The organism is Burkholderia sp. SR8 (assembly GCF_052851275.1).
The window spans coordinates 148,779-172,143 of the sequence record NZ_JAULUC010000011.1; the positions used below are offsets into that span (position 1 = coordinate 148,779).

Annotated in this window: 27 protein-coding genes; 24 read left to right on the forward strand and 3 right to left on the reverse strand. The window is 68.2% G+C overall.

The genetic code is table 11. The features are described from left to right. Positions 1–8: 8 nt before the first annotated feature. The 7 genes from Q3A80_RS16525 to Q3A80_RS16555 are packed head-to-tail and all read left to right on the forward strand — an operon-like array spanning position 9 to position 5,503. Positions 9–557, forward strand: coding sequence for a GspH/FimT family pseudopilin (locus Q3A80_RS16525; protein ID WP_446330018.1), 549 nt, complete (start codon positions 9–11; stop codon positions 555–557). Then, positions 554–961, forward strand: a complete 408-nt coding sequence (gene gspI, locus Q3A80_RS16530) for a type II secretion system minor pseudopilin GspI (protein ID WP_446330019.1) — start codon at positions 554–556, stop codon at positions 959–961. The genes Q3A80_RS16525 and gspI overlap by 4 nt, the downstream gene beginning before the upstream one ends. Continuing rightward, positions 939–1,643, forward strand: coding sequence for a PulJ/GspJ family protein (locus tag Q3A80_RS16535; protein WP_446330020.1), 705 nt, complete (start codon positions 939–941; stop codon positions 1,641–1,643). Before gspI ends, Q3A80_RS16535 begins: the two co-directional genes overlap by 23 nt. Positions 1,644–1,645: 2 nt before the next feature. Then, a complete protein-coding gene (gspK, locus tag Q3A80_RS16540; protein WP_446330021.1) occupies positions 1,646–2,782 on the forward strand; it encodes a type II secretion system minor pseudopilin GspK in 1,137 nt (378 codons plus the stop codon). Positions 2,783–2,806: 24 nt separating this feature from the next. Next, the gene (gene gspL / locus Q3A80_RS16545) at positions 2,807–4,180 is read left to right on the forward strand and encodes a type II secretion system protein GspL (protein WP_446330022.1); all 1,374 of its coding nucleotides are present in this window, start codon (positions 2,807–2,809) and stop codon (positions 4,178–4,180) included. After that, positions 4,177–4,683, forward strand: a complete 507-nt coding sequence (gene gspM, locus Q3A80_RS16550; RefSeq protein ID WP_446330023.1) for a type II secretion system protein GspM — start codon at positions 4,177–4,179, stop codon at positions 4,681–4,683. Before gspL ends, gspM begins: the two co-directional genes overlap by 4 nt. Before the next feature lie 31 nt (positions 4,684–4,714). Then, entirely contained in the window at positions 4,715–5,503 is a 789-nt protein-coding gene (locus Q3A80_RS16555) for a type II secretion system protein N (protein WP_446330071.1), read from the forward strand. Between the two features lie 27 nt (positions 5,504–5,530). Here Q3A80_RS16555 and Q3A80_RS16560 read toward each other — a convergent pair whose 3' ends face one another. Then, the gene (locus tag Q3A80_RS16560) at positions 5,531–7,063 is read right to left on the reverse strand and encodes an efflux transporter outer membrane subunit (RefSeq protein WP_446330024.1); all 1,533 of its coding nucleotides are present in this window, start codon (positions 7,061–7,063) and stop codon (positions 5,531–5,533) included. Positions 7,064–7,372: 309 nt separating this feature from the next. Then, entirely contained in the window at positions 7,373–7,657 is a 285-nt protein-coding gene (locus Q3A80_RS16565; RefSeq protein ID WP_446330025.1) for a multidrug ABC transporter ATPase, read from the reverse strand. 176 nt (positions 7,658–7,833) lie between these two features. On the opposite strand from Q3A80_RS16565, the gene Q3A80_RS16570 reads away from it, so the two are divergent. The 4 genes from Q3A80_RS16570 to Q3A80_RS16585 all read left to right on the forward strand — a co-directional run bounded on the left by Q3A80_RS16570 (position 7,834) and on the right by Q3A80_RS16585 (position 10,804). After that, positions 7,834–8,322: a MarR family winged helix-turn-helix transcriptional regulator gene (locus tag Q3A80_RS16570; RefSeq protein ID WP_446330026.1), complete on the forward strand. Its 489-nt coding sequence runs from the start codon at positions 7,834–7,836 to the stop codon at positions 8,320–8,322. Positions 8,323–8,497: 175 nt separating this feature from the next. Continuing rightward, the gene (locus tag Q3A80_RS16575) at positions 8,498–10,060 is read left to right on the forward strand and encodes a DHA2 family efflux MFS transporter permease subunit (protein WP_446330027.1); all 1,563 of its coding nucleotides are present in this window, start codon (positions 8,498–8,500) and stop codon (positions 10,058–10,060) included. Between the two features lie 109 nt (positions 10,061–10,169). Then, the gene (locus tag Q3A80_RS16580) at positions 10,170–10,421 is read left to right on the forward strand and encodes a type II toxin-antitoxin system Phd/YefM family antitoxin (protein WP_446330028.1); all 252 of its coding nucleotides are present in this window, start codon (positions 10,170–10,172) and stop codon (positions 10,419–10,421) included. After that, positions 10,418–10,804, forward strand: coding sequence for a type II toxin-antitoxin system VapC family toxin (locus Q3A80_RS16585; protein WP_446330029.1), 387 nt, complete (start codon positions 10,418–10,420; stop codon positions 10,802–10,804). The genes Q3A80_RS16580 and Q3A80_RS16585 overlap by 4 nt, the downstream gene beginning before the upstream one ends. Before the next feature lie 24 nt (positions 10,805–10,828). Here the strand turns inward: Q3A80_RS16585 and Q3A80_RS16590 are convergent, their stop codons facing one another. Next, positions 10,829–11,755, reverse strand: a complete 927-nt coding sequence (locus tag Q3A80_RS16590) for a LysR substrate-binding domain-containing protein (protein ID WP_446330030.1) — start codon at positions 11,753–11,755, stop codon at positions 10,829–10,831. 140 nt (positions 11,756–11,895) lie between these two features. Here Q3A80_RS16590 and Q3A80_RS16595 point away from each other — a divergent pair, with 140 nt between their 5' ends. The 13 genes from Q3A80_RS16595 to Q3A80_RS16655 all read left to right on the forward strand — a co-directional run bounded on the left by Q3A80_RS16595 (position 11,896) and on the right by Q3A80_RS16655 (position 23,263). Then, positions 11,896–12,372, forward strand: a complete 477-nt coding sequence (locus Q3A80_RS16595; RefSeq protein WP_446330031.1) for a CidA/LrgA family protein — start codon at positions 11,896–11,898, stop codon at positions 12,370–12,372. Between the two features lie 13 nt (positions 12,373–12,385). After that, positions 12,386–13,108 (forward strand): LrgB family protein, encoded by a 723-nt coding sequence (locus Q3A80_RS16600; RefSeq protein WP_446330032.1) that lies wholly within the window; start codon positions 12,386–12,388, stop codon positions 13,106–13,108. 226 nt (positions 13,109–13,334) lie between these two features. Beyond that, positions 13,335–13,871 carry a flagellar basal body-associated protein FliL gene (fliL, locus tag Q3A80_RS16605; RefSeq protein WP_446330033.1) on the forward strand — a complete coding sequence of 179 codons (537 nt, stop codon included), beginning with the start codon at positions 13,335–13,337 and terminating at the stop codon, positions 13,869–13,871. Between the two features lie 22 nt (positions 13,872–13,893). Beyond that, a complete protein-coding gene (gene fliM / locus Q3A80_RS16610; protein WP_446330034.1) occupies positions 13,894–14,892 on the forward strand; it encodes a flagellar motor switch protein FliM in 999 nt (332 codons plus the stop codon). Continuing rightward, positions 14,885–15,376 carry a flagellar motor switch protein FliN gene (fliN, locus tag Q3A80_RS16615; RefSeq protein ID WP_446330035.1) on the forward strand — a complete coding sequence of 164 codons (492 nt, stop codon included), beginning with the start codon at positions 14,885–14,887 and terminating at the stop codon, positions 15,374–15,376. The genes fliM and fliN overlap by 8 nt, the downstream gene beginning before the upstream one ends. After that, on the forward strand, positions 15,373–15,945 hold the full coding sequence (gene fliO / locus Q3A80_RS16620) for a flagellar biosynthetic protein FliO (RefSeq protein WP_446330036.1): 573 nt from the start codon (positions 15,373–15,375) through the stop codon (positions 15,943–15,945). Before fliN ends, fliO begins: the two co-directional genes overlap by 4 nt. 36 nt (positions 15,946–15,981) lie before the next feature. Then, positions 15,982–16,743: a flagellar type III secretion system pore protein FliP gene (fliP, locus tag Q3A80_RS16625; RefSeq protein WP_446330037.1), complete on the forward strand. Its 762-nt coding sequence runs from the start codon at positions 15,982–15,984 to the stop codon at positions 16,741–16,743. Positions 16,744–16,759: 16 nt separating this feature from the next. Next, the gene (gene fliQ / locus Q3A80_RS16630) at positions 16,760–17,032 is read left to right on the forward strand and encodes a flagellar biosynthesis protein FliQ (RefSeq protein ID WP_006750427.1); all 273 of its coding nucleotides are present in this window, start codon (positions 16,760–16,762) and stop codon (positions 17,030–17,032) included. 34 nt (positions 17,033–17,066) lie between these two features. Further along, positions 17,067–17,849, forward strand: a complete 783-nt coding sequence (fliR, locus tag Q3A80_RS16635) for a flagellar biosynthetic protein FliR (protein ID WP_446330038.1) — start codon at positions 17,067–17,069, stop codon at positions 17,847–17,849. Positions 17,850–18,032: 183 nt separating this feature from the next. Continuing rightward, positions 18,033–19,328, forward strand: a complete 1,296-nt coding sequence (locus Q3A80_RS16640; protein WP_446330039.1) for a TolC family outer membrane protein — start codon at positions 18,033–18,035, stop codon at positions 19,326–19,328. Between the two features lie 198 nt (positions 19,329–19,526). Beyond that, a complete protein-coding gene (locus Q3A80_RS16645; RefSeq protein WP_446330040.1) occupies positions 19,527–20,642 on the forward strand; it encodes an HlyD family secretion protein in 1,116 nt (371 codons plus the stop codon). 65 nt (positions 20,643–20,707) lie between these two features. Beyond that, on the forward strand, positions 20,708–22,849 hold the full coding sequence (locus tag Q3A80_RS16650) for a peptidase domain-containing ABC transporter (protein WP_446330041.1): 2,142 nt from the start codon (positions 20,708–20,710) through the stop codon (positions 22,847–22,849). A gap of 99 nt (positions 22,850–22,948) precedes the next feature. After that, positions 22,949–23,263 carry a hypothetical protein gene (locus Q3A80_RS16655; RefSeq protein ID WP_446330042.1) on the forward strand — a complete coding sequence of 105 codons (315 nt, stop codon included), beginning with the start codon at positions 22,949–22,951 and terminating at the stop codon, positions 23,261–23,263. The last annotated feature ends 102 nt before the right edge of the window (positions 23,264–23,365 follow it).

Sequence of the window (23,365 nt, forward strand, 5' to 3'; positions counted from 1 at the left end):
TGCACTTCATGCCCGCCCTTCGCACGCCGCTGCGCGCCGCTCGCGCCCGCCGCGATGTCCGCGCCCGCCGCGTGCGGCGCGGCGCGGCCGTGACCGCGGCGCACGCGCATGCGCGCGGCTTCACGCTGCTCGAGATGCTGGTCGTGCTCGTGATCGCGGGGCTGCTGGTGTCGCTCGCGTCGCTGTCGCTGACGCGCAATCCGCGCACCGACCTGCGCGAGGAAGCGCAGCGCATCGCGCTGCTGTTCGAGACGGCCGGCGACGAAGCGCAGGTGCGCGCGCGCCCGATCGCGTGGCTGCCGACCGCGCACGGGTTCCGTTTCGAAGTGAGTTCGCCGGACGGCTGGCGCATGCTGCGCGACGACCTGCTGCGCCCGCGCGACTGGGACGGCGGCGTCACCGGCGCCGACATCGATTATCCGGGGTCGGACACGCGCGCGAGCCGCGTCGTGTTCGGCACGGAAAGCATCGACACGCCGGTGCGCGTGACGCTGCACTCGGCGGTCGGCAGCGCGACGATCGTCGGCACCGGCAACGGCCGCTACGAGGTGCAATGACGATGCGTCGTCGCGTGCCCTTCCCGGCTGCTTGTTCCCGAGGCTTCACGATGATCGAGGTGCTGGTCGCGCTCGCGATCATCGCGGTCGCGCTCGCCGCGTCGATTCGCGCGGTCGGCACGATGGCGACCAATGCATCCGATCTCCATCGCCGGCTGCTCGCCGGCTGGAGCGCCGACAACGCGCTCGCGCAACTGCGCCTCACGCATGCGTGGCCCGAGGTCGGCGAGCAGAGCTTCGATTGTTCGCAGGGCAACGTGCAGCTGGTATGCACGCAGCGCGTGAGCACGACGCCGAATCCGGTGTTCCGGCGCGTGCAGGTGTCGGTGAGCATGCCGGGGCGCGCCGGCGTGCTCGCTCAAATGGTGACGGTGGTCGCGAATGAAACCAGCCGTCCGCTCTGACGCGCCGCTGCGGCGCCGGCCCGCGCGTTCCGCCCGTTCCCGCCGCGTGCGGGGCTTCACGCTGATCGAGCTGATGATCGCGATCGCGATCCTCGCGGTGGTCGCGATCCTGTCGTGGCGCGGGCTCGACCAGATCATGCGCGGCCGCGACAAGGTCGCGTCCGCGATGGAAGACGAGCGCGTGTTCGCGCAGATGTTCGACCAGATGCGCATCGACGCGCGCCTCGCCGCGACCGACGACGAAGCCGGCCAGCCGGCGATCGGGGTCGCCGGCAACACGCTGCAGATCGTGCGCGAACTCGACGTGCCGGGCGCCGCGCCGCGGCTGCAGGTGGTCCGCTACCGGATCGCCGGCGGGCGCGTCGTCCGCTATGCGTCGCCGCCGCTCGACGACGCGAACCGCCTGCGCGACGTGCTGAAGGACAGCAGCGTCGACGGCTGGAGCTGGGTCGCGCTGATGGGCGGCGTCGGCGCGATCGACGCGAAGCTGTACGTGCCGCGCGTCGGCTGGACCACCAACCTGCAGACGGCCAACGACGCGCTGTCGCAGAACAACGATGCGCTGAAGGTGCCGCAGATCGGCAACGCGCCGCCGACGCGCGCGGTGACGGGGCTGCAGGTCAGCATCGGCGCGACGTCGCTGCGCGTGCCCGTCACGCGCATCTTCCTCGTCGGGGAATGACGATGCGCGCGCGCCTTCATCGTTCCCGGTTCGCCGCTCGCGGCCGTGCCCGCACGCATGCACCGGCGATCGCCCGCGCGCGCCGCGAGCGCGGCGCGGCGATCATTACCGCGCTGCTCGTCGTCGCGCTGTCGGCGATCCTCGTGTCGGGGATGCTGTGGCGCCAGCAGGTGCAGATCCGCCGCATCGAGAACCAGCGCGTGATCGCGCAGGCGCAGTGGGTCGCGCGCGGCGCGCTCGACTGGACGCGCATGATCCTGCGCTCCGAAGGCGATACGGCGCCCGGCATCACCTATCTCGGCGGCATCTGGGCCGTGCCGATCGCGAAGACGAAGCTGTCGGACTTTCTCGGCCGGATCGGCGCGCCGAACGACGGCGGCGGCGAAGACACCTACATCTCCGGGTCGATCGAGGATGCGCAGGCGAAGTACAACCTGCGCAATCTCGTGTCGTCGCCGGCGCCCGGCGTGCTGCAGCTGAACGCGATGCAGCTGCAGACGTTCCAGCGGCTGCTCGCGACGCTCGGCTACGACGGCGCGTTCGCGAAGCGGATCGCGCTGCAGATGCGCGCGGGCCTGATGCACTCGGCGACGCGTTTCCAGACGCCGACGCTGCCCGGCGCCGCGACGGCCGCGACCGCGCCGGTACCGGGCGGCGACATGACCGGCAACTTCACCGACGAGCCGGGGATGTCCGACACCGAGCGCGGGCCCGCACCGCTGGTGATGACGAGCGTCGACAGCCTGCTCGACGTCGACGGCGTGACGCCCGAAATGGTCGCGCGGCTGCGCCCGTTCGTCACCGTGCTGCCGACCACGACGCCGGTGAACATGAACACCGCGCCGGCCGAGGTGATCGCGGCGCTGGTGCCGGGGATGAGCGTGTCGTCCGCGCAGGCGCTCGTGGCGCGCCGCGAGACCGTGTTTTTCCGCAACGTCGGCGACGTGCAGCTCGCGCTGCGCGGCGCCGGCGCGCCGAACGTGACGATCGACTCGAGCCTCGTCGACGTCAATTCCAGTTATTTCATCGTGCATGGCCGGATCCAGCACGATCGCGCCGAGGTCGACCGGACCTCGCTCGTGTATCGTGATCCGACGACGCATTCGACGCGGGTCGTGCGCATCCGCGACCAGCTATAACGACGCCATCCGGGAGAGGAGCTCTTGAGCACGCTGATTGTTTCTTTGCCGCCGCGCGAGCCGGCCGTGCCGTTGCAGGAATGGCAGTGGCCCGAGTTGCCGTTCACGCTCGTGGACAAGGCCGGCCAGGTGCAGCGCGCGGGCCGTGCCGCGCTCGCGCTGCTGCCGCGCGCGAATGCGACGCTGCTGATCGTCGCCGCGCGCGACGTGCTGCTGCTGGCCGCGACCGTGCCGCCGCTCAAGGGGCCGAAGCTGCGCCAGGCGTTGCCCAACATCGTCGAGGATCAGCTGATCCAGGATCCGCTCGGCTGCCACATCGCGCTCGACCCCGTCGCGCTGCCCGACGGCCGCCGCGTGCTGGCCGTGGTCGACCGCGCGTGGTTCCGCGCGATCTGCGACGCGTTCACCGCGGCCGGCCACCGGCACCTGAGCGCGGTGCCCGCGACACGCTGCCTGCCCGCGCCGCGTGCGCTGGCGGCTGATGCCGCGCCGTCGGCGCCCGTCGACGGCGAACTCGCGCAACCCGCTGCGGTCACCCCGGCAGCCGAGCCGCTCGCGCGCCCGAACGCGGTGGCCGCGGTGCTCGGCCTTGCGACGTCGGTCGAACCGGCGCTCGTCGAAGCGGGCGCGCAGCTTGCCGCGGCCGGCGCGCCGCGTCTCGAGCTCGCGATCGCGCGCGGTGCGCTCGGCGAAGGCTTCGCGGCGCCCGCGGCGCGCGCCGCCGGTACGCTGGCCGCGCTCGCCGGCGGTGCCGACGTCGAACTGTACGAACTCGGCGAACCGGGCGCGGAGCCGCGTCTCGCGTCGGTCGGCCGCGCCGACGGCCCGCTGCTGCCGGGCGCGCAGCCGCTGTCGTTCGACGCGTTCGCGCGGCGCGCGCTCGCCGAGCGTTTCGATCTGTGCCAGTTCGAATTCGAGTCGCAGCCGTGGCGCTTCGATCGCGCGACGGTGAAGCGCCTGCGCGTGCCGATCGCGCTCGCCGCGGCGACGCTCGGCATCGCGGTGATCGGCATGAACCTGCACTGGTGGAAGCTGTCGCGCGAGCGCGACGCGCTGTCCGCGCAGATCACCGAGACGCTGCTGTCCGCGTTCCCGAAGACGACGACGGTGCTCGATCCGCCCGCGCAGATGCAGCGCCAGCTCGATCAGCTGCGCCTCGCGGCCGGCGAGCTGTCGCCGAACGATTTCCTCGCGCTGTCGAGCGCACTGTCGCGGTCGATGGGCGCGCTGCCGCTGAACGGCATCGCGTCGCTCGATTATCACGACCGGCGGCTCGACGTCGGCTTCAAGCCGGAGGTCAAGGTCGACCCCGATTTCCCGCAGCGGCTCGCGCGCAACGGGCTGACCGGCGAAGTGGACAGCAGTACCGGCAAATGGACGATCCGGAGCCGCTCATGAACACCGAACAACTGAACCAGACGCTCGCCCAGTTCTGGGGCGAGCGCACACCGCGCGAGCGCACGCTACTCGGCTGGGGCGGCGCCGTGCTGGTCGTCGCGATCGCCTATTCGGTGCTGTGGGCGCCCGCGCAGGAAGGCCGCGCGCGCATCCGCCGCGAACTGCCGACGATGCGCCGCGAGCTCGCGCAGATGACCGCGCAGGCCAACGAGGCGAAGTCGCTGACGGCCGCCGCGCAGGGCGTCGCGCCGACCGGCCTCGCGCTGAAGGACGCGCTCACCGCATCGCTGTCCGACCACGGGCTGCAGGGCGCGCAGGTGCAGGTCGTCGGCAACGGCGTGCAGGTCCAGATGAAGAACGTACCGTTCCCGGCGTGGACGCAGTGGCTCGACGACGCGCGCCGGCAGTTCAAGGTGCAGGTCGGCGAAGCGCATGTGGCCGCGCTGAAGGAAGACGGCCAGGTCGACCTGACGGCCGTAATGCAACCGTCGATGCAGAAATGACGCAGTGGACGAAACCAGCGGCGGTCGGCCGATGAGGCCGGGAATCAGGCGGCTCGTCGCCGTGTTGCCGTGGGTCGCGGCCGGCGGCCTCGCGACGGCGCTCACGCTCGTCGCGCTCGCGCCGGCCGCGTGGATCGCGCCGCAGTTTGCGCGCGCGACCGGCGGCCACGTGAACCTCGTCGATCCGGACGGCTCGCTGTGGCACGGCTCGGGCACGCTGATGCTCGCGCCCGGCGCGGACCAGAGCGCGGCGACGCTGCTGCCGGGCCGCGTCGAATGGACGACGCGGTTCTGGCCGTTGCTGACGGGGCGCGTGCAGATGCGCATGCGACAGACGGAAGCGATGCCCGACGCGGTCACGCTCGACGCGACGTGGCGCGGCGCGACGCTGTCGGCCGGCTCGATGGCCGTGCCCGCGTCGCTGCTCGCCGGGCTCGGCACACCGTTCAACACGCTCGACCTGCAGGGCGACGTGCGGCTCGGCTGGACCGACTGGCGGATGATCGGCCACAACGCGTTCGGCCAGCTGACGGTGACGATCGATTCGATGAGTTCGCGCGTGTCGCGCGTGAAGCCGCTCGGCTCGTACCGTGCGGTGCTGCAGGCGAAGGGCACGGATGCCGATCTCGACCTGTCGACGACGCAGGGCCCGCTGTTCCTCGACGGGCACGGCAGCTTCGGCCCCGGCCACGGGTCGTTTCGCGGCACCGCGCATGCGGCGCCGGAGCAGCAGGCGAACCTCGCCGGGCTGCTGAACCTGCTCGGCCATCCGATCGGCAGCAACCAGGTGTCGCTGATCTTCGGCGATGCGACGCGCTGAGCGCGCGTCGCCCGGCCCTTTTCCCCGTTACTTCTGCGCGAGCGGCGCCGCAGCACCGGATGCCGGCAGCGGCGCCGGCGCCGCCACGTCGCCCGTCTCGCGCGCCATCTCCGACACGTTCCAGCCGCCGCCGAGCGCCTTCACGAGCCCGACCGACGACGTCATCCGCTGCCCGGCGATCGTCGCGAGCTTCTGCTGCGCGGTGAACGCGGTGGTCTGCGCGGTCAGCACGTTCAGGTACGCGACCGTGCCGGCCTTGTACTGGTTCGTGACGATCGCGAGCGAGTGTTCGGCGCTGTCGACGGCCTGCCGCTGCACGTCGATTTCCTGCGCGAGGATGCGCTGCGACGCGAGGTTGTCCTCGACGTCCTGGAACGCGGTGAGCACCGCGAGGCGGTACGCGGCGACGTCCTGGTCGTAGGTCGCGCGCGCGGCATCGGTCTGCGCGGCGCGCAGGCCGGCATCGAACAGCGTCGCGGCGAGTTGCGGGCCGACCGTCCAGAACCGCGCGGGCAGCGTGAACAGTTGCGACCACACCGAACTCTGGAAGCCGCCGGTGGCCGACAGCGTCAGCGTCGGGAAGAACGCGGCGATCGCGACGCCGATCTGCTCGTTCGCCGCGGCCGCGCGGCGCTCGGCGGCCGCGATGTCGGGCCGGCGCTCGAGCAGCGCGGACGGCACGTCGACCGGCGTGACCGGCGGTTCGGCCGTCAGCGGGTTCGGCGGCAGCGAGAACGTCGATGCCGGTTCGCCGATCAGCGTCGCGATCGCATGCTCGTACTGCGCGCGGGCGACGCCGTTGTCGATCGCCGCGGCCTGCGCGCTCTGCAGCTGCGTCTGCGCCTGGATCACGTCCGCGCGCGCGGCCACGCCCTGCGCGTACTGGTTCTGCGTGAGCTTCAGCGATTCGCCGTACGACTTCACGGTATCGTCGAGCAGCTTCTGCAGCGCATCGGACGTGCGCAGCTGGAAGTAGGTCTGCGCGAGCAGCGCCTGCTGCGACAGCCGCGCGTTCGCGAGATCGGCCGCGGCGGCCGCTTCGCCGGCGCGCTGCGCGCTGACGCTGCGGCTCACCTTGCCCCACAGGTCGGGCTCCCAGCTCGCGTCGAGGCCGACGCTGTAGCTGTTGCCGATCGACGAACTGCTGCCGAAACTCGACGTACTCGACGACGTGGACGTGCGGCCCGTACGCGAGCGCGTGCCCGACGCGGTCAGCCCGACGGTCGGGAAGTACGCGGCGCGCGCCTCGGTGACGAGCGCGCGGGCCTGCCGGTACGCGGCGGCCGATTGCGCGATGGTCTGGTTCGACGCGTTGAGCCTGCCGATCAGCGCATCGAGCTGCGGATCGTTGTAGACGGTCCACCACGGGCCGCGGTCGGCGCGGTCGGCGGGTTGCGCGACCTTCCAGCCGGCCGGCGCTTCCTTGAAGGCGGCGGGGATCGACGTGTCGGGCCGGTGATAGTCGGGCCCGACGGCGCAGCCGGCGAGCAGCACGGCCGTCGCAACGGCGACGGCGGCGCTCAGCGGGCGAAGGGCGCGCGGGAGGGAGGCGTACGGCATCGTGATGTTCCTGTCTGGGCGCGACGGCCGGCGAGCGGCGTCGCGCGGTGCGGTCATGCGGTGCGGTCGTTGGCCGCTGGCGGACAAATGGTAACTGACGGCGGGAAAGCTGCGCAGCCCTAAGGGTACGGTGCGCGGCCGCGCGCATGTGTTACCGGCGCGGCCGGCCGGTTTACCGGTCATTACCGCGCTGGCGGCCTCGACAGCAACGAAGCCCCGTCTACGCGACGAACGGCGACCCGGCCGCAGGCGTACCCGTCGGTCAGTCGGTCGGTCGAAGGCGGTCGGATTGGCATGAACCGCGCGGCTTCAGTGGCAACGCACCGGAACGGGAACGGGCTCGGCGGCGGACCGCCATGTCGACGGCTCCGTGGCCGCCGGCCGACCCGTGCGGCGGGCGGCGCCCTTCGCGTTACGCTGCCGGCGATGATCGAACCACGCGAACCCGAGCGCCGCGAGCGAGCCGCCCGGCACCACCAGCATCGTCACGTACAGCGCGATCTTCCAGCCGCGGTGCGGCCCGGAGAACACATGATGAGCGGTATCGGTCAGGTTGCGGCGCAGCGCGCCGGCGGCATTTTTCAGGAACAGCATCGCGAACATCCTCGGGGGTGCCCGGCAGTGCGGGCGAAGCGGTCAGAACATAGTCTCCGGCAGTGCAACATGCACGTCGTAACTGGTTGACTGAAATAATATTGACTAAGCAATCATTTTTCAAGATACTGGGCGCGTTTTGACCTGAAACGCACTGTTGCTGCGCGCGCAATCGCATGAACGGCGGCCTCTACGATCCCGACACCATCGAGCTGGAAACGAGCCTCGGTTACTACCTGACCAAGGCACGGCAGGCGCTCGTCGAGCGGATGGACCGCGCGCTCGAGCCGCTCGATCTCACCGCGCAGCAGATCGGCGTGATCCTGCTGCTGTCGCGCGGCTATGCGCGCACGCCGTTCGAGCTGTCGCGCAAGATGTCGTACGACAGCGGCTCGATGACGCGGATGCTCGACCGTCTCGAACGCAAGGGGCTCGTCGCGCGCTCGCGCAGCGAGCAGGACCGCCGCGTGATCGAGCTGACGCTGACCGAACGCGGCGCCGATGCGGCCCGCGCGCTGCCGTCGCTCGTCGCGACCGCGCTGAACGCGCAGCTCGCCGGCTTCTCGGCCGACGAACTGGCGACGCTCACCGGGCTGCTGCAGCGCTTCATCGCGAACGGACCCGGCGACGTCGGCTGCCCGACGCCCGACGAACCGGACTGCTGAGCGCGGAGGCCACGGTGTCTAGGTTAAGCATTCACTTATTTCTCTGTCTGGGCAGAAGATGACGAGACACGTGCTCCATCCTTCCCCGTGTTCATTCGACCCGGCCGGGCCGCGCGGTACTGCGCGCCCGTGCGTTGTGCCGGCGCGTTGCGCGCGCCGCGTCTAGGAGATTCCGATGTCCGCCACCACGGCATCCGCCGCCTCCCCTGCCGCCGAACCGGCGCCGCTCACTGGCGGTGCGCTCGCGCTGCTCACCGTCGGGCTCGCGCTCGGCACGTTCATGGAAGTGCTCGACACGTCGATCGCGAACGTCGCGGTGCCGACCATCTCGGGCAGCCTCGGCGTCGCGACGAGCGAAGGCACGTGGGTGATCTCGTCGTATTCGGTCGCGTCCGCGATCGCGGTGCCGCTGACCGGCTGGCTCGCGCGGCGGGTTGGCGAGGTGCGCCTGTTCACGCTGTCGGTGCTCGCGTTCACGATCGCGTCGGCGCTGTGCGGCCTCGCGTCGAACTTCGAGACGCTGATCGCGTTCCGGCTGCTGCAGGGCCTCGTGTCGGGCCCGATGGTGCCGCTGTCGCAGACGATCCTGATGCGCAGCTATCCGCCGGCGAAACGCGGGCTCGCGCTCGGGCTATGGGCGATGACGGTGATCGTCGCGCCGATCTTCGGCCCGTTGCTGGGCGGCTGGATCAGCGACAACTACACGTGGCCGTGGATCTTCTACATCAACCTGCCGATCGGCGTGTTCTCCGCGACCTGCGCGTACTTCCTGCTGCGCGGCCGCGAGACGAAGACGACGAAACAGCGGATCGACGCGGTCGGCCTCGCGCTGCTCGTGATCGGCGTGTCGTGCCTGCAGATGATGCTCGACCTCGGCAAGGACCGCGACTGGTTCAACTCGACCTTCATCGTCGCGCTCGCGCTGATCGCGGTCGTGTCGCTCGCGTTCATGCTCGTGTGGGAGGCGACCGAGAAGGAGCCGGTGGTCGACCTGACGCTCTTCAAGGACCGCAACTTCGCGCTCGGCGCGCTGATCATCTCGTTCGGCTTCATGGCGTTCTTCGGCTCGGTCGTGATCTTCCCGCTGTGGCTGCAGACGGTGATGGGCTACACGGCCGGCAAGGCGGGTCTCGCGACCGCGCCGGTCGGGCTGCTCGCGCTCGTGCTGTCGCCGCTGATCGGGCGCAACATGCACCGGCTCGACCTGAGGATGGTCGCGAGCTTCGCGTTCATCGTGTTCGCGGGCGTATCGGTGTGGAATTCGACGTTCACGCTCGACGTGCCGTTCAATCACGTGATCCTGCCGCGGCTCGTGCAGGGAATCGGCGTCGCGTGCTTCTTCGTGCCGATGACGACGATCACGCTGTCGAGCATCTCCGACGAGCGGCTCGCGAGCGCGTCGGGCTTGTCGAACTTCCTGCGCACGCTGTCCGGCGCGATCGGCACCGCGGCCAGCTCGACGTTCTGGGAGAACGATGCGATCTACCACCACGCGCGGCTGTCGGAGTCGGTCAGCGTCTACGCGCAGAACACGACCGACTACCAGGGCGCACTCGCGCAGCTCGGGATCCTCGGCCAGACGGCCAATGCGCAGCTGAACCAATTGGTCACGCAGCAGGGCTTCATGATGGCGACCAACGACTTCTTCCACCTGTCGGCAGGCGTGTTCATCGCGCTCGCGGCGCTCGTGTGGATCACGAAGCCGAAGAAGGGCGCGGGGCCGGCGATGGGGCATTGAACCGGAAGGCCCGGCTGTGCTTCCTGGACTGAACGGCCGTTCTTGCACGCCCTTCCGCTCTGGACTAAGCTAAACGAATTAATGAACTTAGTTTATCTGAGGTGAGGTGATGCAGACCTATAACATGCATGATGCGAAGACGAACCTGTCGCGTCTGATCGACGAAGCAGTCCATGCGGGCGAACCGTTCGTGATCGCGAAGGCCGGCAAGCCGCTCGTCAAGGTAGTCCCGATCGATGCGCCCGACGCGCGTCCTCCGGCACGGATCGGTTTCATGAGGGGACAGATTCGTGTGCCGGACGATTTCGACACGATGGGCGACGAGGCCATTCGGAATTTGTTCGAGGGTGACGACACGTGAAAGTCCTGCTCGACACCCATCTGCTGCTTTGGGCAGCCGCCGACGCGACGGAGCTGCCGCGCAGCGCCCGCTCGATCATCGAGAATTCGGCTTATACCCTGCTGTTCAGCGTCGTGAGCCTCTGTGAAATCGTCATCAAGCGCGGGCTCGATCGGGACGATTTCCAGGTCGATCCCCACGTGTTGCGTCGCAACCTGCTCGACGTCGGCTACGTGGAATTGCCGATCACGAGCGCGCACGTTCTCGCAATCGAGCAGCTGCCGGCGGTCCATCGCGACCCGTTCGATCGCCTGTTGATCGCGCAGGCGATTTCGGAAGGTGTCACGTTGCTCACGCACGACAGCACCATCGCCCGGTATGCGGGCCCGATTCAGCACGTCTGATTTCTGCACCGGCGTCCGCCGGCCTCACTCCCGCGCGCGCAATCCGCCGAACGCCAGATCGTCGCCCGACGCGATCGGCAGCGTCGCCCGCGCGACGTCGAGCCACGCCCGTGCCGCGTGCGACAGATAGCCCTTCTTCAGCCAGCCGAGTGCGATCGCCCACGTGATCTCCGGCTCGACGATCGGCCGGCACGTGAACTGCCGCGCATCGAGCCGCCGGCAGTACGGCTCCGGCAGCAGCGCGATGCCGACGCCCGCATGCACCAGCGCGGCCATGAAGTCCCAATGACCGCTGCGGCTCACGATCGACGGCGTGAAGCCGACCTGCCGGCACGCATCGAGCACCGCGTCGTGCAGCGCGAGGCTTTCCGCGTAGAACACGAACGACTCGCGCGCGAGGTCCGCGAGCGGCACGGCCGTGTGATCCTCCCAGCGCGACTCGCGCGGCGCGACGAGCCACAGCGGCGCGCGCACCATCGGCAGCCGGTCGAACGTGCCGGGATCCACAGGCTCCAGCAGCCCGCCGAGTTCCAGTTCGCCCGACATCAGCGCGGCCTCGATCATCCGCGCGCCCTGCTCGAACAGCTTCAGCTCGATGTTCGGATAGCGCTGCTTGTACGCGGCGATGATCGGCGTGAACAGCGACCCGCCGAGCGGCGGAATCCCGATCGTCAGCTCGCCGCGGCCCAGCGTGCCGAGATCCTTCAGCTCCGACTGCAACTGCGCCTGCGCGGCGAGCACGTCCTGGCCGCGCTGGAACACGATCCGCCCGGCGTCGGTCAGCACCATCTGCCGGCCGTCGCGCAGCAGCAGCGGCGAGCCGATCTCGTCCTCGAGCGCCTTCACCATCTTGCTGATGGTCGGCTGCGTGACGAACAGCCGGTCGGCCGCTGCCGTGAAACTCTGCTGGCGAACCACCTCGACGAAGTACCGCAGCGCGCGCAATTCCATCGATCACTCCCCAAGTTGGTGCGGCAAGCGCCACTAAATTCCGAATCGGAATGACAAGGATAGAGACAAGTCATTTTATTTATGGTTAGGGGAAACCCTATACTAGGGCCATTGACAGCACGATCCGTATGGAGCCCGCCATGACCAAGCCGACCACCGCCACTGCCGCCCGCCCCGCCGCTTCCGGCAATGTTGCGCGCACGGGCCGGATCGTGCTGCAGGCCGCCGCGCTCGGCGTGCTGTGGATGGGCGTCGACTGGGCGGTGCGCGCGATCGGACTGCCGGTGCCGTCCGGCGTGATCGGCCTCGCGGTGCTGCTCGCGCTGCTGTTCTCGGGCCGCGTCGCGCCGGCATGGGTCAAGGACGGCGCGAACTGGCTGCTGTCCGACATGCTGCTGTTCTTCGTGCCGGCCGCGGTCGCGGCCGTCCAGTACGGCGGGCTGTTCCGCGAGGACGGCTGGCGCATCGCGCTCGTCATGCTCGCCGGCACCGCGTTCGTGATGGTCGCGGTGGCTGTTGCCGTCGACCTCGCCGCGAAGCTCGAGCGCCGGCTCGCCGCGCAGCGCGTGTTCGCCGAACGCCGCCGCGCGCGCGTCGCCACCGTGTCCGCCCACTGAGCGGGAGCCCGCGATGCACGCGCTGCTGTCGAACCTGTCCGCCGATCGCGTGAACACCGCGATCTCCGTCGGCTGCTTCGTGCTGACGGTCGCGCTGTATTTCGCGTCGAAGCGGCTCTACGCGTACAAGAAGACGCTGCTGTTCTCGCCGCTCGTGTTCGTGCCGGGCGTGCTGGTGCTGCTCGTGCTGCTGACCGGCATCCCGTATTCGGTCTACTTCCGCGACACGCGCTGGCTGATGTGGCTGCTCGGGCCGGCGACGATCGCGTTCGCGGTGCCGATCTACGAGTATCGCGACCTGATCCGCCGGCACTGGCTGTCGCTGTCGGTCGGCGTCGCGGTCGGAATCGGCGCCGGCGTGTGCGGGTCGCTGCTGCTCGCGAAGCTGCTGCACCTGTCGCCGGAACTGCAGCGCTCGCTGATGACGCGCTCGGTATCGACGCCGTTCGCGCTCGCCGTGTCCGACAAGATCCATGCGCCGAAAGACCTCACCGCGCTGTTCGTGATCGCGACCGGCATCTGCGGGATGCTGCTCGGCGAAATCGTGCTCGCACTGGTGCCGATGCGCACGCGGCTCGCGCGCGGCGCGCTGTTCGGCGCCGCGGCCCACGGCGTGGGCACCGCGAAGGCGCGCGAGATCGGCAGCGAGGAAGGCGTCGTGTCGAGTCTCACGATGATGATCGCGGGCGTCGCGATGGTGCTGATCGCGCCGCTGCTGTCGCTGCTGCCGATCTGACCACGTGCGGGCGGGCGCCGCTGGCTGCCCGCCCGCCTCCGCATCTCCCTCTCGCGCCGGCCCGGACGGCCGCCGGCCGCGCCCCCGCTGGCCGTGACGGATTTCTCCCGCCGGCCCGCACCGCGCATCGCCCCGATACCAGGCCGTCCCCGGCCCGACAATCGGCTGAGATAGCCGCAATTCCCCCCTCTTTTCCACCCATCGGGCTCGGCCCGGATGCCGAACAATGCATGCTACGAGACATCACGCACGCATTCACATGGCCTCCACGACCGCAAACCCGACTGCCGACAAGCCGGCTTCGTCCGGCAAGTTCAAGCGCATCGCGCTCATCGCCGTCATCGCCCTGGGCGCGGCTGCCGCCGCCGCCGGCGGCATGTACGTGTTCCTGAGCAAGGCAGGCGTCGGCCATGCGAGCGCGCCCGCCGAAGCGGCGCCGCTCGCCGCGCCGGTGTTCTTCCCGCTCGACCCGCTGACCGTGAACCTGCAGTCGGACGACGGCGCGCAGCACTACCTGCGCGTCGGCCTGTCGCTGAAGCTCACCGATCCGAAGGCGCAGGAGCAGCTGACCGCGCGGATGCCGGAGATCCGCAGCCGGATCCTGCTCGCGCTGTCGAACAAGCATCCCGAGGATCTCGCGACGCCGGACGGCAAGCGTTCGCTCGCGACGGAACTGCGCGAGCTGATCGAGCAGCCGACGCAGCCGGGCAACCAGCGCGCGAAGGTCGACGACGTGCTGTTCACCGAATTCGTCGTCCAGTAACGCGGCCGGACAAGGAGCGCGCATGGGCCACCAGGAGTTCATGTCCCAGGAGGAGGTCGATGCCCTCCTGAAGGGCGTCACGGGCGAATCCGACGCAGTCGACGAGCACCGCGACACGTCGGGCGTCCGCCCCTACAACATCGCGACGCAGGAGCGGATCGTCCGCGGCCGGATGCCCGGCCTCGAGATCATCAACGACCGCTTCGCGCGGCTGTTGCGGATCGGCATCTTCAACTTCATGCGGCGCACGGCGGAAATCTCCGTGAGCCAGGTGAAGGTGCAGAAGTACAGCGAGTTCACCCGCAACCTGCCGATCCCGACGAACCTGAACCTGGTGCACGTGAAGCCGCTGCGCGGCACGTCGCTGTTCGTGTTCGACCCGAACCTCGTGTTCTTCGTCGTCGACAACCTGTTCGGCGGCGACGGGCGCTTCCACACGCGCGTCGAGGGCCGCGACTTCACGGCCACCGAGCAGCGGATCATCGGCAAGCTGCTGAACCTCGTGTTCGAGCACTACACGACCGCGTGGAAAAGCGTGCGGCCGCTGCAGTTCGAGTTCGTGCGCTCGGAGATGCACACGCAGTTCGCGAACGTCGCGACGCCGAACGAGATCGTCATCGTCACGCAGTTCTCGATCGAGTTCGGGCCGACGGGCGGCACGCTGCACATCTGCATGCCGTATTCGATGGTCGAGCCGATCCGCGACGTGCTTGCGTCGCCGATCCAGGGCGAGGCGCTCGAAGTCGACCGCCGCTGGGTGCGCGTGCTGTCGCAGCAGGTGCAGTCGGCCGAGGTCGAACTGACCGCGAATCTCGCGGAGATCCCGTCCACGTTCGAGAAGATCCTGAACCTGCGCGCGGGCGACGTGCTGCCGCTGGAGATCGAGGACACCATCACCGCGAAGGTCGACGGCGTGCCGGTGATGGAATGCGGCTACGGCATTTTCAATGGTCAATATGCGTTGCGCGTGCAGAAGATGATCAGCGCGGGCGACACGATGAAGGAAGGTGGATATGAGTGAGCTGAACCCGACGCCCGAACTCGACCCGCAGGCACTTGCCGACGCGGCGCTGGCGGAATCGGCCGTGGCCGTGCAGGCGGCGCCCGCCGCTGCGGACGAGGAACTGGCCATGGACGACTGGGCCGCCGCGCTCGCCGAGCAGAACGAGCAACCGGTGCAGGCCGGCGCGACCGGCGCCGGCGTGTTCCAGCCGCTGTCGAAGGCCGCGCCCAGCTCGACGCACAACGACATCGAGATGATTCTCGACATCCCGGTCAAGATGACCGTGGAGCTCGGCCGCACGAAGATCGCGATCCGCAACCTGCTGCAGCTCGCGCAGGGCTCGGTCGTCGAGCTCGACGGCCTCGCCGGCGAGCCGATGGACGTGCTCGTGAACGGCTGCCTGATCGCGCAGGGCGAAGTCGTGGTCGTCAACGACAAGTTCGGCATCCGGCTGACCGACATCATCACGCCGGCCGAACGCATCCGGAAGCTGAATCGGTGAACGTCGTGAAGCCCGGCCACCGCGCACGCCGTTTCGCGATCGCGCCGGTGCTGGCCGCAGCGGCATCGTTCGCATGCGCGCCGGCCGGCGCCGCCGACATGAACGCGGTGAACAACGCCGGCGCGATCGCGTCGAGCGTGATGGTCGGCTCGGCCGCGCCGTCGCTCGGCTTCGGTGCGGTGCTGCAGACGCTCGTCGGACTCGCGGTCGTGATCGGCCTCGTGTTCGGCTGCGCGTGGCTCGCTCGCCGCTTCGGGTTCCAGCCCGCGCGGCGCGGCGGCCCGCTGAAGGTCGTGTCGAGCGTCGGGCTCGGCGCGAAGGAAAGCGCGACGATCGTCGAGATCGGCGATACGTGGCTCGTGCTCGGCGTCGCGCCGGGCAACGTGCGGCTGCTGCATACGCTGCCGGCCGGTTCGGTGCCCGCGGCGCTGTCGGCGCCGGCCGCCCCCGGTGCCGGCGCCGGCGCCGCATCGGCCGATGCGGGCCAGCCCGGCTCGTTCGGCGCGCGGTTTCGCGACGCGCTCGCCGGCGAAGCCGCGAAGCGCTTCGGGCGCGGCAAGGACCGCTGACATGGTGTCGCGCCCCATTTCTGTCTCTGCATTCCGATGAAACACGAATTCCTGCGTCGCGTGGCGCGCGTCGCGCCCGTGCTGATCCTCGGCCTCGCCCCGGCGCTCGCGTGCGCGCAGGCGGCCGGCCTGCCCGCGTTCAACACGAGCCCGGGCCCGAACGGCGGCACCACGTATTCGCTGAGCGTGCAGACGATGCTGCTGCTCACGATGCTGTCGTTCCTGCCGGCGATGCTGCTGATGATGACGAGCTTCACGCGCATCATCATCGTGCTGTCGCTGCTGCGCCAGGCGCTCGGCACCGCGACGACGCCGCCGAACCAGGTGCTGGTCGGCCTCGCGATGTTCCTCACGTTCTTCGTGATGTCGCCGGTGCTCGACAAGGCCTACACCGACGGCTACAAGCCGTTCTCCGACGGCGCGATGCCGATGGAGCAGGCCGTGCAGCGCGGCGTCGCGCCGTTCAAGACCTTCATGCTGAAGCAGACGCGCGAGACCGATCTCGCGCTGTTCGCGAAGATCTCGAAGGCCGCGCCGATGCAGGGTCCGGAAGACGTGCCGCTGTCGCTGCTGGTGCCCGCGTTCGTCACGAGCGAGCTGAAGACCGGCTTCCAGATCGGCTTCACGATCTTCATCCCGTTCCTGATCATCGACATGGTCGTCGCGAGCGTGCTGATGTCGATGGGGATGATGATGGTGTCGCCGTCCACCGTGTCGCTGCCGTTCAAGCTGATGCTGTTCGTGCTGGTCGACGGCTGGCAGCTGCTGATCGGCTCGCTCGCGCAGAGCTTCACGTAAGCGGAGGATACGCGCGATGACGCCCGAACAGGTGATGACGCTGGCGCACCAGGCGATGATGGTCGGCCTGTTGCTCGCCGCCCCGCTGCTGCTGGTCGCGCTCGCGGTCGGCCTCGTCGTGAGCCTGTTCCAGGCCGCGACGCAGATCAACGAATCGACGCTGTCGTTCATCCCGAAGCTGCTCGCGGTGGCCGCGACGCTCGTAATCGCCGGCCCGTGGATGCTGACGACGATGCTCGACTACCTGCGGCAGACGCTGCTGCACGTCGCGACGCTCGGCGCCGGCTGAGCCGCGCGCCCGCTTCCGCTCCCCGTTTCCCGCGATGTTCTCGGTAACCTACGCGCAGCTCAACGGCTGGCTGACCGCCTTCCTGTGGCCGTTCGTGCGGATGCTCGCGCTCGTCGCGACGGCGCCCGTGATCGGCCACGCGGCGGTGCCGGTGCGCGTGAAGATCGGCATCGCCGCGTTCATGGCGCTGGTCGTCGCGCCGACGCTCGGCGCGATGCCGAGTGTGACCGTGTTCTCCGCGCAGGGCATCTGGATCGTCGTCACGCAGTTCCTGATCGGCGTCGCGATGGGTTTCACGATGCAGATCGTGTTCGCGGCCGTCGAGGCGGCCGGCGACTTCATCGGGCTGTCGATGGGGCTCGGCTTCGCGACCTTCTTCGACCCGCATTCGAACGGCGCGACGCCGGTGATGGGCCGCTTCCTGAACGCGATCGCGATGCTCGCGTTCCTCGCAGTCGACGGCCACCTGCAGGTATTCGCGGCGCTGGCTGCGTCGTTCCAGACGCTGCCGGTGTCGGCCGACCTGCTGCATGCGCCCGGTTGGCGCACGCTCGCCGCGTTCGGCGCGACCGTGTTCGAGATGGGGCTGCTGCTCGCGTTGCCGGTCGTCGCCGCGCTGCTGATCGCGAACCTCGCGCTCGGGATCCTGAACCGCGCGGCGCCGCAGATCGGCATCTTCCAGATCGGCTTTCCGGTCACGATGCTGGTCGGGCTGTTGCTGGTGCAACTGATGATCCCGAACCTCGTGCCGTTCGTGTCGCATCTGTTCGACATGGGGCTCGATGCGATGGGGCGGGTGCTGATGGGGTGGCGCTAGGCGGTAGCTTCGGTGTCCAATCGACATCGAATGAACCGCACTCCAAAATGGACGAACTGCGATATCACTGTGTTTTGCGACGCTCAATAATGCGTTCCTTTACGGACGAAGCAGAGATCGCAACGCGTTCGACTAGACAGTCGTCGCGTGTTGTTACAGATGATATTCATTCGAGTCATACGATTGTTCGCCGCGCTCGGCTGGCTTGCGGCCGCATTGCCGGCTCACGCCGCCACGCTTCTCGACGCGGTCAATGCCGCCCGCACGTTCGATTCGGGCATTGCCGCAGCACGCGAGGCGCGGCTCGCAGGCCGGGAAAAACGCTGGCAAGGTCTCGCCGGGCTGTTGCCGCGTGTTCAGCTCGAAGGCAGCTACACGCGGCAGGATCAGCCCACCGCGGCATATGCAGCGGCCGTTCGGCGCCACAACGTGGCGGCCACGCTCACGCAGCCGATTTTCGACGTGACGCGGATCGCGGATTTCAGGCGCGGTGGCGCGCTTTCCACACAGGCTGAAATCGAATACGAGAAGGCCGAGCAAACGTTGCTCGTCGACGTTTCCGACGCGTACTTCGACACGCTCTACGCGAGCGATGTACTACAGGCATCCGACGCCGCACGGCAGGCATTCCAGAAGCAACTCGATCAGGCACAGGCCGCGCTGGAAGTCGGCGATGGCACACGTACCGACGTCGATGAAGCGCGCGCGAATCTCGACGACGCGCTCGCACGCAAGGTCAGCGCGCAAACGGACCTGGAAATCGCCGCAGGCACGCTGCGACGACTCACCGGATTGGCACCGGGCGACATCGCGCCGATCACGTGGCAGTGCACAGCGCCGGCGGCGCCGGCGGATCTCGCGACGGCCATGGACGAAGCTGCCCGCTTCAACGTCGACGTACGCCTTGCCGAGAGGCAGTTCGATCAGTCAAGTGCCGACGTGGTTGCCTCCACGGGCGCCAACCTGCCCGTTGTCAACCTTCAGGCGAGCTACGGAACGAACTGGAGCCGCGGCGCCAATCAAAATGGTCTCGACGACATTTTCGGCACGACGTCGAAGACGCGCGCGTCCATGATCGGCGTGACCGTCACGATTCCATTGTTCGCCGGTGGCGGCCATTTGTCGGCCAGCCGTGAAGCCTATCGACGGCGCAACCAGGCGCGCGATGCGCTCGAGGATGTCCGTCGCAAGGCGCGCGAACACGCACGCAGCGCGCATCTCGGCATCACCAACGGCCTCGCACTGATCCGCGCTCGGGAGCGTGCGCTCGCATCGGCGGCAGGCATGGTCCGGTCGACCCATCTCGGCCGCGAAGTAGGACTGCGTACGCAGATCGATGAGCTGAACGCCCAGCAACGTTACTTCGAGGCGACCCGCGACCTTGCCGAAGCGCGCTATCGCTACCTGCGCGCACGGTTGCAGCTGTCCGCCGCGCTCGGCACGCTCCGCGATGCCGACGTATCCGCGATCGCTTGCTGAGCGGCCGTCCCCTTCCCGCATCTTCTTCAATCGATCACTGTTTCTCGGTGGCTCATGACCGATTCACTATTCAGGCAGGAAGCGCTCGACGCGACCAAGCACAAGCTGATGGGCACCGTCAGCCTTTATTCGCCCCCGTGGCGATGGCTGATGATCGGTGTCGCGACGGCGCTGACAGTCGCGATCGTCGCGTTTCTCGTGTTCGGCACCTATACGAAACGTGAGCGCGTCCAGGGTCAGTTGCTGCCTGTGACGGGGCTGTTGTCCGTTGCGCCCCCGCTGATGGGCACCGTGATCGACTTGCGGGTGCGCGAGGGGCAGGCCATCGCGGCCGGCGACGAGCTGATGGCCGTATCGGCCGAAGTGGCGACGGAACTCGGCGGTACGCGCGAGATGGTTGGCCGGCAGCTGAAGTTCCAGCGTTCACGTCTCGAGACGGACATTGCCAGCCAGTCGCAACTGAGCGGCGAAGCGCGGCGCGGCCTGCTCGCGCGCGCGGACGCGCTCAACGACCAGCTCGCACAAATCGCACTACAAAAGGACCAGCGGACGCGCCAGGTCGAACTCATCGAGCGCCAGCTCGACAAGCTGCAATCGATGCGCGAGCAAGGCTATGCGTCGAACAGCCAGGTCGAACAACAGGAAGGTGTGTTGCTCGACGCCCGGGCGAGACTGCAGGATCTCGCGCGCCAGCGGCTCGACGTCATGCAGCAGCTCGATCAGGTGCGGCAGCAGCTTCGCGAACTCCCACTCAATACCCGCAGCCAGCGAAACGACATCGAGCGCAAGCTCGCCGAGGTCGACCAGTCGATTGCGGAAAACGAGGCGCGCCGCGCGGTGATTTTGCGTGCGCCGCACGCAAGCGTCGTCGCCGCGCTGCTGGCGAAGCCCGGACAGATCGTCAACGCCGGCCAGTCGGTCGTCTCGCTGTTGCCGCAGGGCGCGCAGCTGGAAGCACAACTGATGGTGCCGAGCCGCGCGATTGGTTTCGTGCGCACCGGTGCGCGCGTCGTATTGCGCTACGAGGCCTACCCATTCCAGAAATTCGGCCAGCAGTTCGGGCGCGTGACCGAAGTGTCTCGCACCGCATTGTCGCCGCAGGAGGTCGCCAATCTCACCGGCCGCAACAACGTGCAGGAGCAGCTTTACCGCGTGATCGTCACGCTCGACCGCCAGAACATCGACGCGTACGGCAAGCGGGAGCAATTGCGTCCCGGCATGGCGCTGGAGGCCGACGTACTGATCGACAAGCGACGGTTGATCGAATGGGTACTCGAACCGCTGTACGCACTCGGCCGACGGACTTCCGCATGACCGCCGGGCCACGCGCTGCCTCGCACACACGTATTCGCTACGGAGTTGATTGAACGATGAAATGGATGGATGCCCTGCAGTTCGGCTGGCGCCGTCGCCTGCCGAACATGCTGCAAACCCAGGCGGCCGAATGCGGCCTTGCCTGCGTCGGTATGGTTGCGGGCTATTTCGGCCACGACATCGACCTGGTCAGTCTGCGCCGCCGTTTCCCCCCGTCGCTGAAGGGCGCGACGCTCGGCGACGTGATGCTGATCGCGCACCGGCTCGGCCTCGCGTCGCGAGCGCTGCGGCTCGAGCTCGACGAGCTGGGCAAATTGCGCCGCCCGTGCATCCTGCATTGGGACATGAATCACTTCGTGGTGTTGAAGTCGGTGTCGCGTGGCAAGATCACGATCCACGATCCGGCGCGCGGCATCCGCGACGTCCCGCTCGCAGAGGTGTCGGACCACTTCACCGGTGTCGCGCTGGAGCTGATGCCCTCGCCTTCATTCAAGCGTGCGCAGGCACGCGAGTCGATTTCGATGGCGAAGCTGATCAGCGGCGTGATCGGTATTCGCGCGACGTTGGCGCAGGTTCTGCTGCTGTCGGCGGCACTGGAGGTGTTCGGCATCATCACGCCGTTCTACATGCAATGGGTGATGGACCAGGTGCTGGTATCGGCCGACGCCGATCTACTCACCCTGCTAGGCATCGGCTTCCTGCTCGTCGTGCTGTTCCAGAACGCGGTGTCGGCGCTGCGTTCCTGGGTGGTTACATGGTTCTCCAGTCTGCTTGGCGTGCAATGGACGGCGAACGTCTGCGCTCACCTGTTCAAGCTTCCGATGACGTATTTCGAGCAGCGCCATATCGGCGACGTGGTGTCGCGGTTCGGTGCGATCGGCTCGATTCAGAGCACGCTGACCACACAATTCGTCGGCGCGCTGCTCGACGGCGTGATGGCGATCGTCACGCTCGCGATGCTGTTCGTCTACAGCACGACGCTGACGTGGCTCGTGATCGGCCTGTTCGCCACGTACGCATTGATCCGCTGGGTCGCGTACCGGCCGTTCCGGCAGGCGAACGAGGAACAGATCATCTATGACGCGCGCGCACAGTCGAACCTGCTCGAATCGATTCGCGGTGTGCAGGCGATCAAGCTCGCGAACAAGCAGGAAGCGCGCGTCGCCACCTATGCGAATGCGGTCGTCGAGACAACCAACAAGAACGTTGCGATCCAGCGGCTGTCGATCGGCTTCTCGACGCTGCAGGGCGTGATATCGGGCGCGGGCCGCGTGGTGCTGGTGTGGCTCGCCGCAAAGCAGGTGCTCGACGGCCAGTTCTCGGCGGGCATGCTCGTCGCGTTCGTCAGCTTCGCCGATCAGTTCATGGCACGCGGAGCGGGCCTGGTCGGCACCATCATCGATTTCCGCATGCTGCGCCTGCACGGTGAGCGTCTCGCCGACATCGTGCTGACGGACGTCGAGCCAGACATGGAAGCGAAGATCGTGCGCGAGCCGGCGTGTGCGGGCCGCGATCCGGTGCCGGCGATCGACGTGTCGGGCGTGAGCTTCCGCTACGCGGAAACCGAACCGTGGGTGCTCGAAGATTGCTCGTTCTCCATCGCGCCCGGTGAATCGGTTGCGCTCGTCGGCCCGTCGGGCCAGGGCAAGACGACGATGGCGAAGATCCTGCTCGGGCTGCTCACCCCGGAACAAGGCAGCGTGACGATCGATGGCGTGGACATCCGCAAGCTCGGGCTGCACGGGTATCGCGAACAAATCGGCTGCGTGATGCAGGACGACATCCTGTTCGCCGGCTCGATCGCCGACAACATCTGCTTCTTCGATCCGCAGCCCGACCAGGCGCGCATCGAAGAGGCTGCGCGGCTCGCGCAGATTCACGACGACATCACCGCGATGCCGATGGCATATCAGTCCCTCGTCGGTGACATGGGTTCGTCTCTGTCAGGCGGCCAGTGCCAGCGCGTGCTGCTCGCGCGTGCGTTTTATCGCAAGCCCGCCATCCTGATCCTCGATGAGGCGACGAGTCATCTCGACGTCGAGCGCGAACGGCTCATCAGCGACGCGGTGCGGGCAATGAATATCACCCGGATCATCGTTGCACACCGCCCGGAAACCATACGCAGTGCGGACCGGGTGGTCCTGCTCGCAGGGGGCCGCGCGCGGGAAGCCGACGTCGGCACATTGTTCGCGGCCGAGCCGGCATAGCGCGTTGCCGCATCCGCAATTGCCGTCGCATGCCGCGACGGCGGCCGCTACCGGTTCGGCCTGTCAAGACCGGTAACACGCTACGTAAGGAGAACCTCAATGCGTGAATTGACCATGATGGAAATCAACGAAGTGAGCGGCGGCGGATTCTTCAGCCGCGTCGGCGCAATGGGGCTGGGTGGGCTCACCGGCTTCATCTCGGGGCTTGCCAAGGGGGCCGTGGTGGGTGGGGCGCAGGGCGGCCTGCTCGGCGTCGGCCTGATCACCGGCGCCGCCGGCATGATCATCGGCGCGGTGGTCAGTACGATCGGCGGTGTCATCTATGGCGCGGTCAATGACGAGAAGCAGACGGTCAAGCTTTTCAACGCGCTGATGGAAAACATCTTCAACTGGCTGTCGCCGACTCCGAAGTAATGACGGACACGTCCAGCCACTGTTTTCTGCAGGCAGGACGGTATCGCAGCCCCACGGCCCGCACCGCCGAGCGGTGGGGCGCGTTTCTCACTCAATCGAGAA

Coding starts and splice junctions, on each gene's coding strand:
- Q3A80_RS16525 (WP_446330018.1), top strand. CDS start 9: ATGCCCGCCCTTCGCACGCCGCTGCGCGCCGCTCGCGCCCGCCGCGAT.
- gspI (WP_446330019.1), top strand. CDS start 554: ATGACGATGCGTCGTCGCGTGCCCTTCCCGGCTGCTTGTTCCCGAGGC.
- Q3A80_RS16535 (WP_446330020.1), top strand. CDS start 939: ATGAAACCAGCCGTCCGCTCTGACGCGCCGCTGCGGCGCCGGCCCGCG.
- gspK (WP_446330021.1), top strand. CDS start 1,646: ATGCGCGCGCGCCTTCATCGTTCCCGGTTCGCCGCTCGCGGCCGTGCC.
- gspM (WP_446330023.1), top strand. CDS start 4,177: ATGAACACCGAACAACTGAACCAGACGCTCGCCCAGTTCTGGGGCGAG.
- Q3A80_RS16555 (WP_446330071.1), top strand. CDS start 4,715: ATGAGGCCGGGAATCAGGCGGCTCGTCGCCGTGTTGCCGTGGGTCGCG.
- Q3A80_RS16560 (WP_446330024.1), bottom strand. CDS start 7,063: ATGCCGTACGCCTCCCTCCCGCGCGCCCTTCGCCCGCTGAGCGCCGCC.
- Q3A80_RS16565 (WP_446330025.1), bottom strand. CDS start 7,657: ATGCTGTTCCTGAAAAATGCCGCCGGCGCGCTGCGCCGCAACCTGACC.
- Q3A80_RS16570 (WP_446330026.1), top strand. CDS start 7,834: ATGAACGGCGGCCTCTACGATCCCGACACCATCGAGCTGGAAACGAGC.
- Q3A80_RS16575 (WP_446330027.1), top strand. CDS start 8,498: ATGTCCGCCACCACGGCATCCGCCGCCTCCCCTGCCGCCGAACCGGCG.
- Q3A80_RS16580 (WP_446330028.1), top strand. CDS start 10,170: ATGCAGACCTATAACATGCATGATGCGAAGACGAACCTGTCGCGTCTG.
- Q3A80_RS16590 (WP_446330030.1), bottom strand. CDS start 11,755: ATGGAATTGCGCGCGCTGCGGTACTTCGTCGAGGTGGTTCGCCAGCAG.
- Q3A80_RS16595 (WP_446330031.1), top strand. CDS start 11,896: ATGACCAAGCCGACCACCGCCACTGCCGCCCGCCCCGCCGCTTCCGGC.
- Q3A80_RS16600 (WP_446330032.1), top strand. CDS start 12,386: ATGCACGCGCTGCTGTCGAACCTGTCCGCCGATCGCGTGAACACCGCG.
- fliL (WP_446330033.1), top strand. CDS start 13,335: ATGCATGCTACGAGACATCACGCACGCATTCACATGGCCTCCACGACC.
- fliM (WP_446330034.1), top strand. CDS start 13,894: ATGGGCCACCAGGAGTTCATGTCCCAGGAGGAGGTCGATGCCCTCCTG.
- fliN (WP_446330035.1), top strand. CDS start 14,885: ATGAGTGAGCTGAACCCGACGCCCGAACTCGACCCGCAGGCACTTGCC.
- fliP (WP_446330037.1), top strand. CDS start 15,982: ATGAAACACGAATTCCTGCGTCGCGTGGCGCGCGTCGCGCCCGTGCTG.
- fliQ (WP_006750427.1), top strand. CDS start 16,760: ATGACGCCCGAACAGGTGATGACGCTGGCGCACCAGGCGATGATGGTC.
- fliR (WP_446330038.1), top strand. CDS start 17,067: ATGTTCTCGGTAACCTACGCGCAGCTCAACGGCTGGCTGACCGCCTTC.
- Q3A80_RS16650 (WP_446330041.1), top strand. CDS start 20,708: ATGGATGCCCTGCAGTTCGGCTGGCGCCGTCGCCTGCCGAACATGCTG.
- Q3A80_RS16655 (WP_446330042.1), top strand. CDS start 22,949: ATGCGTGAATTGACCATGATGGAAATCAACGAAGTGAGCGGCGGCGGA.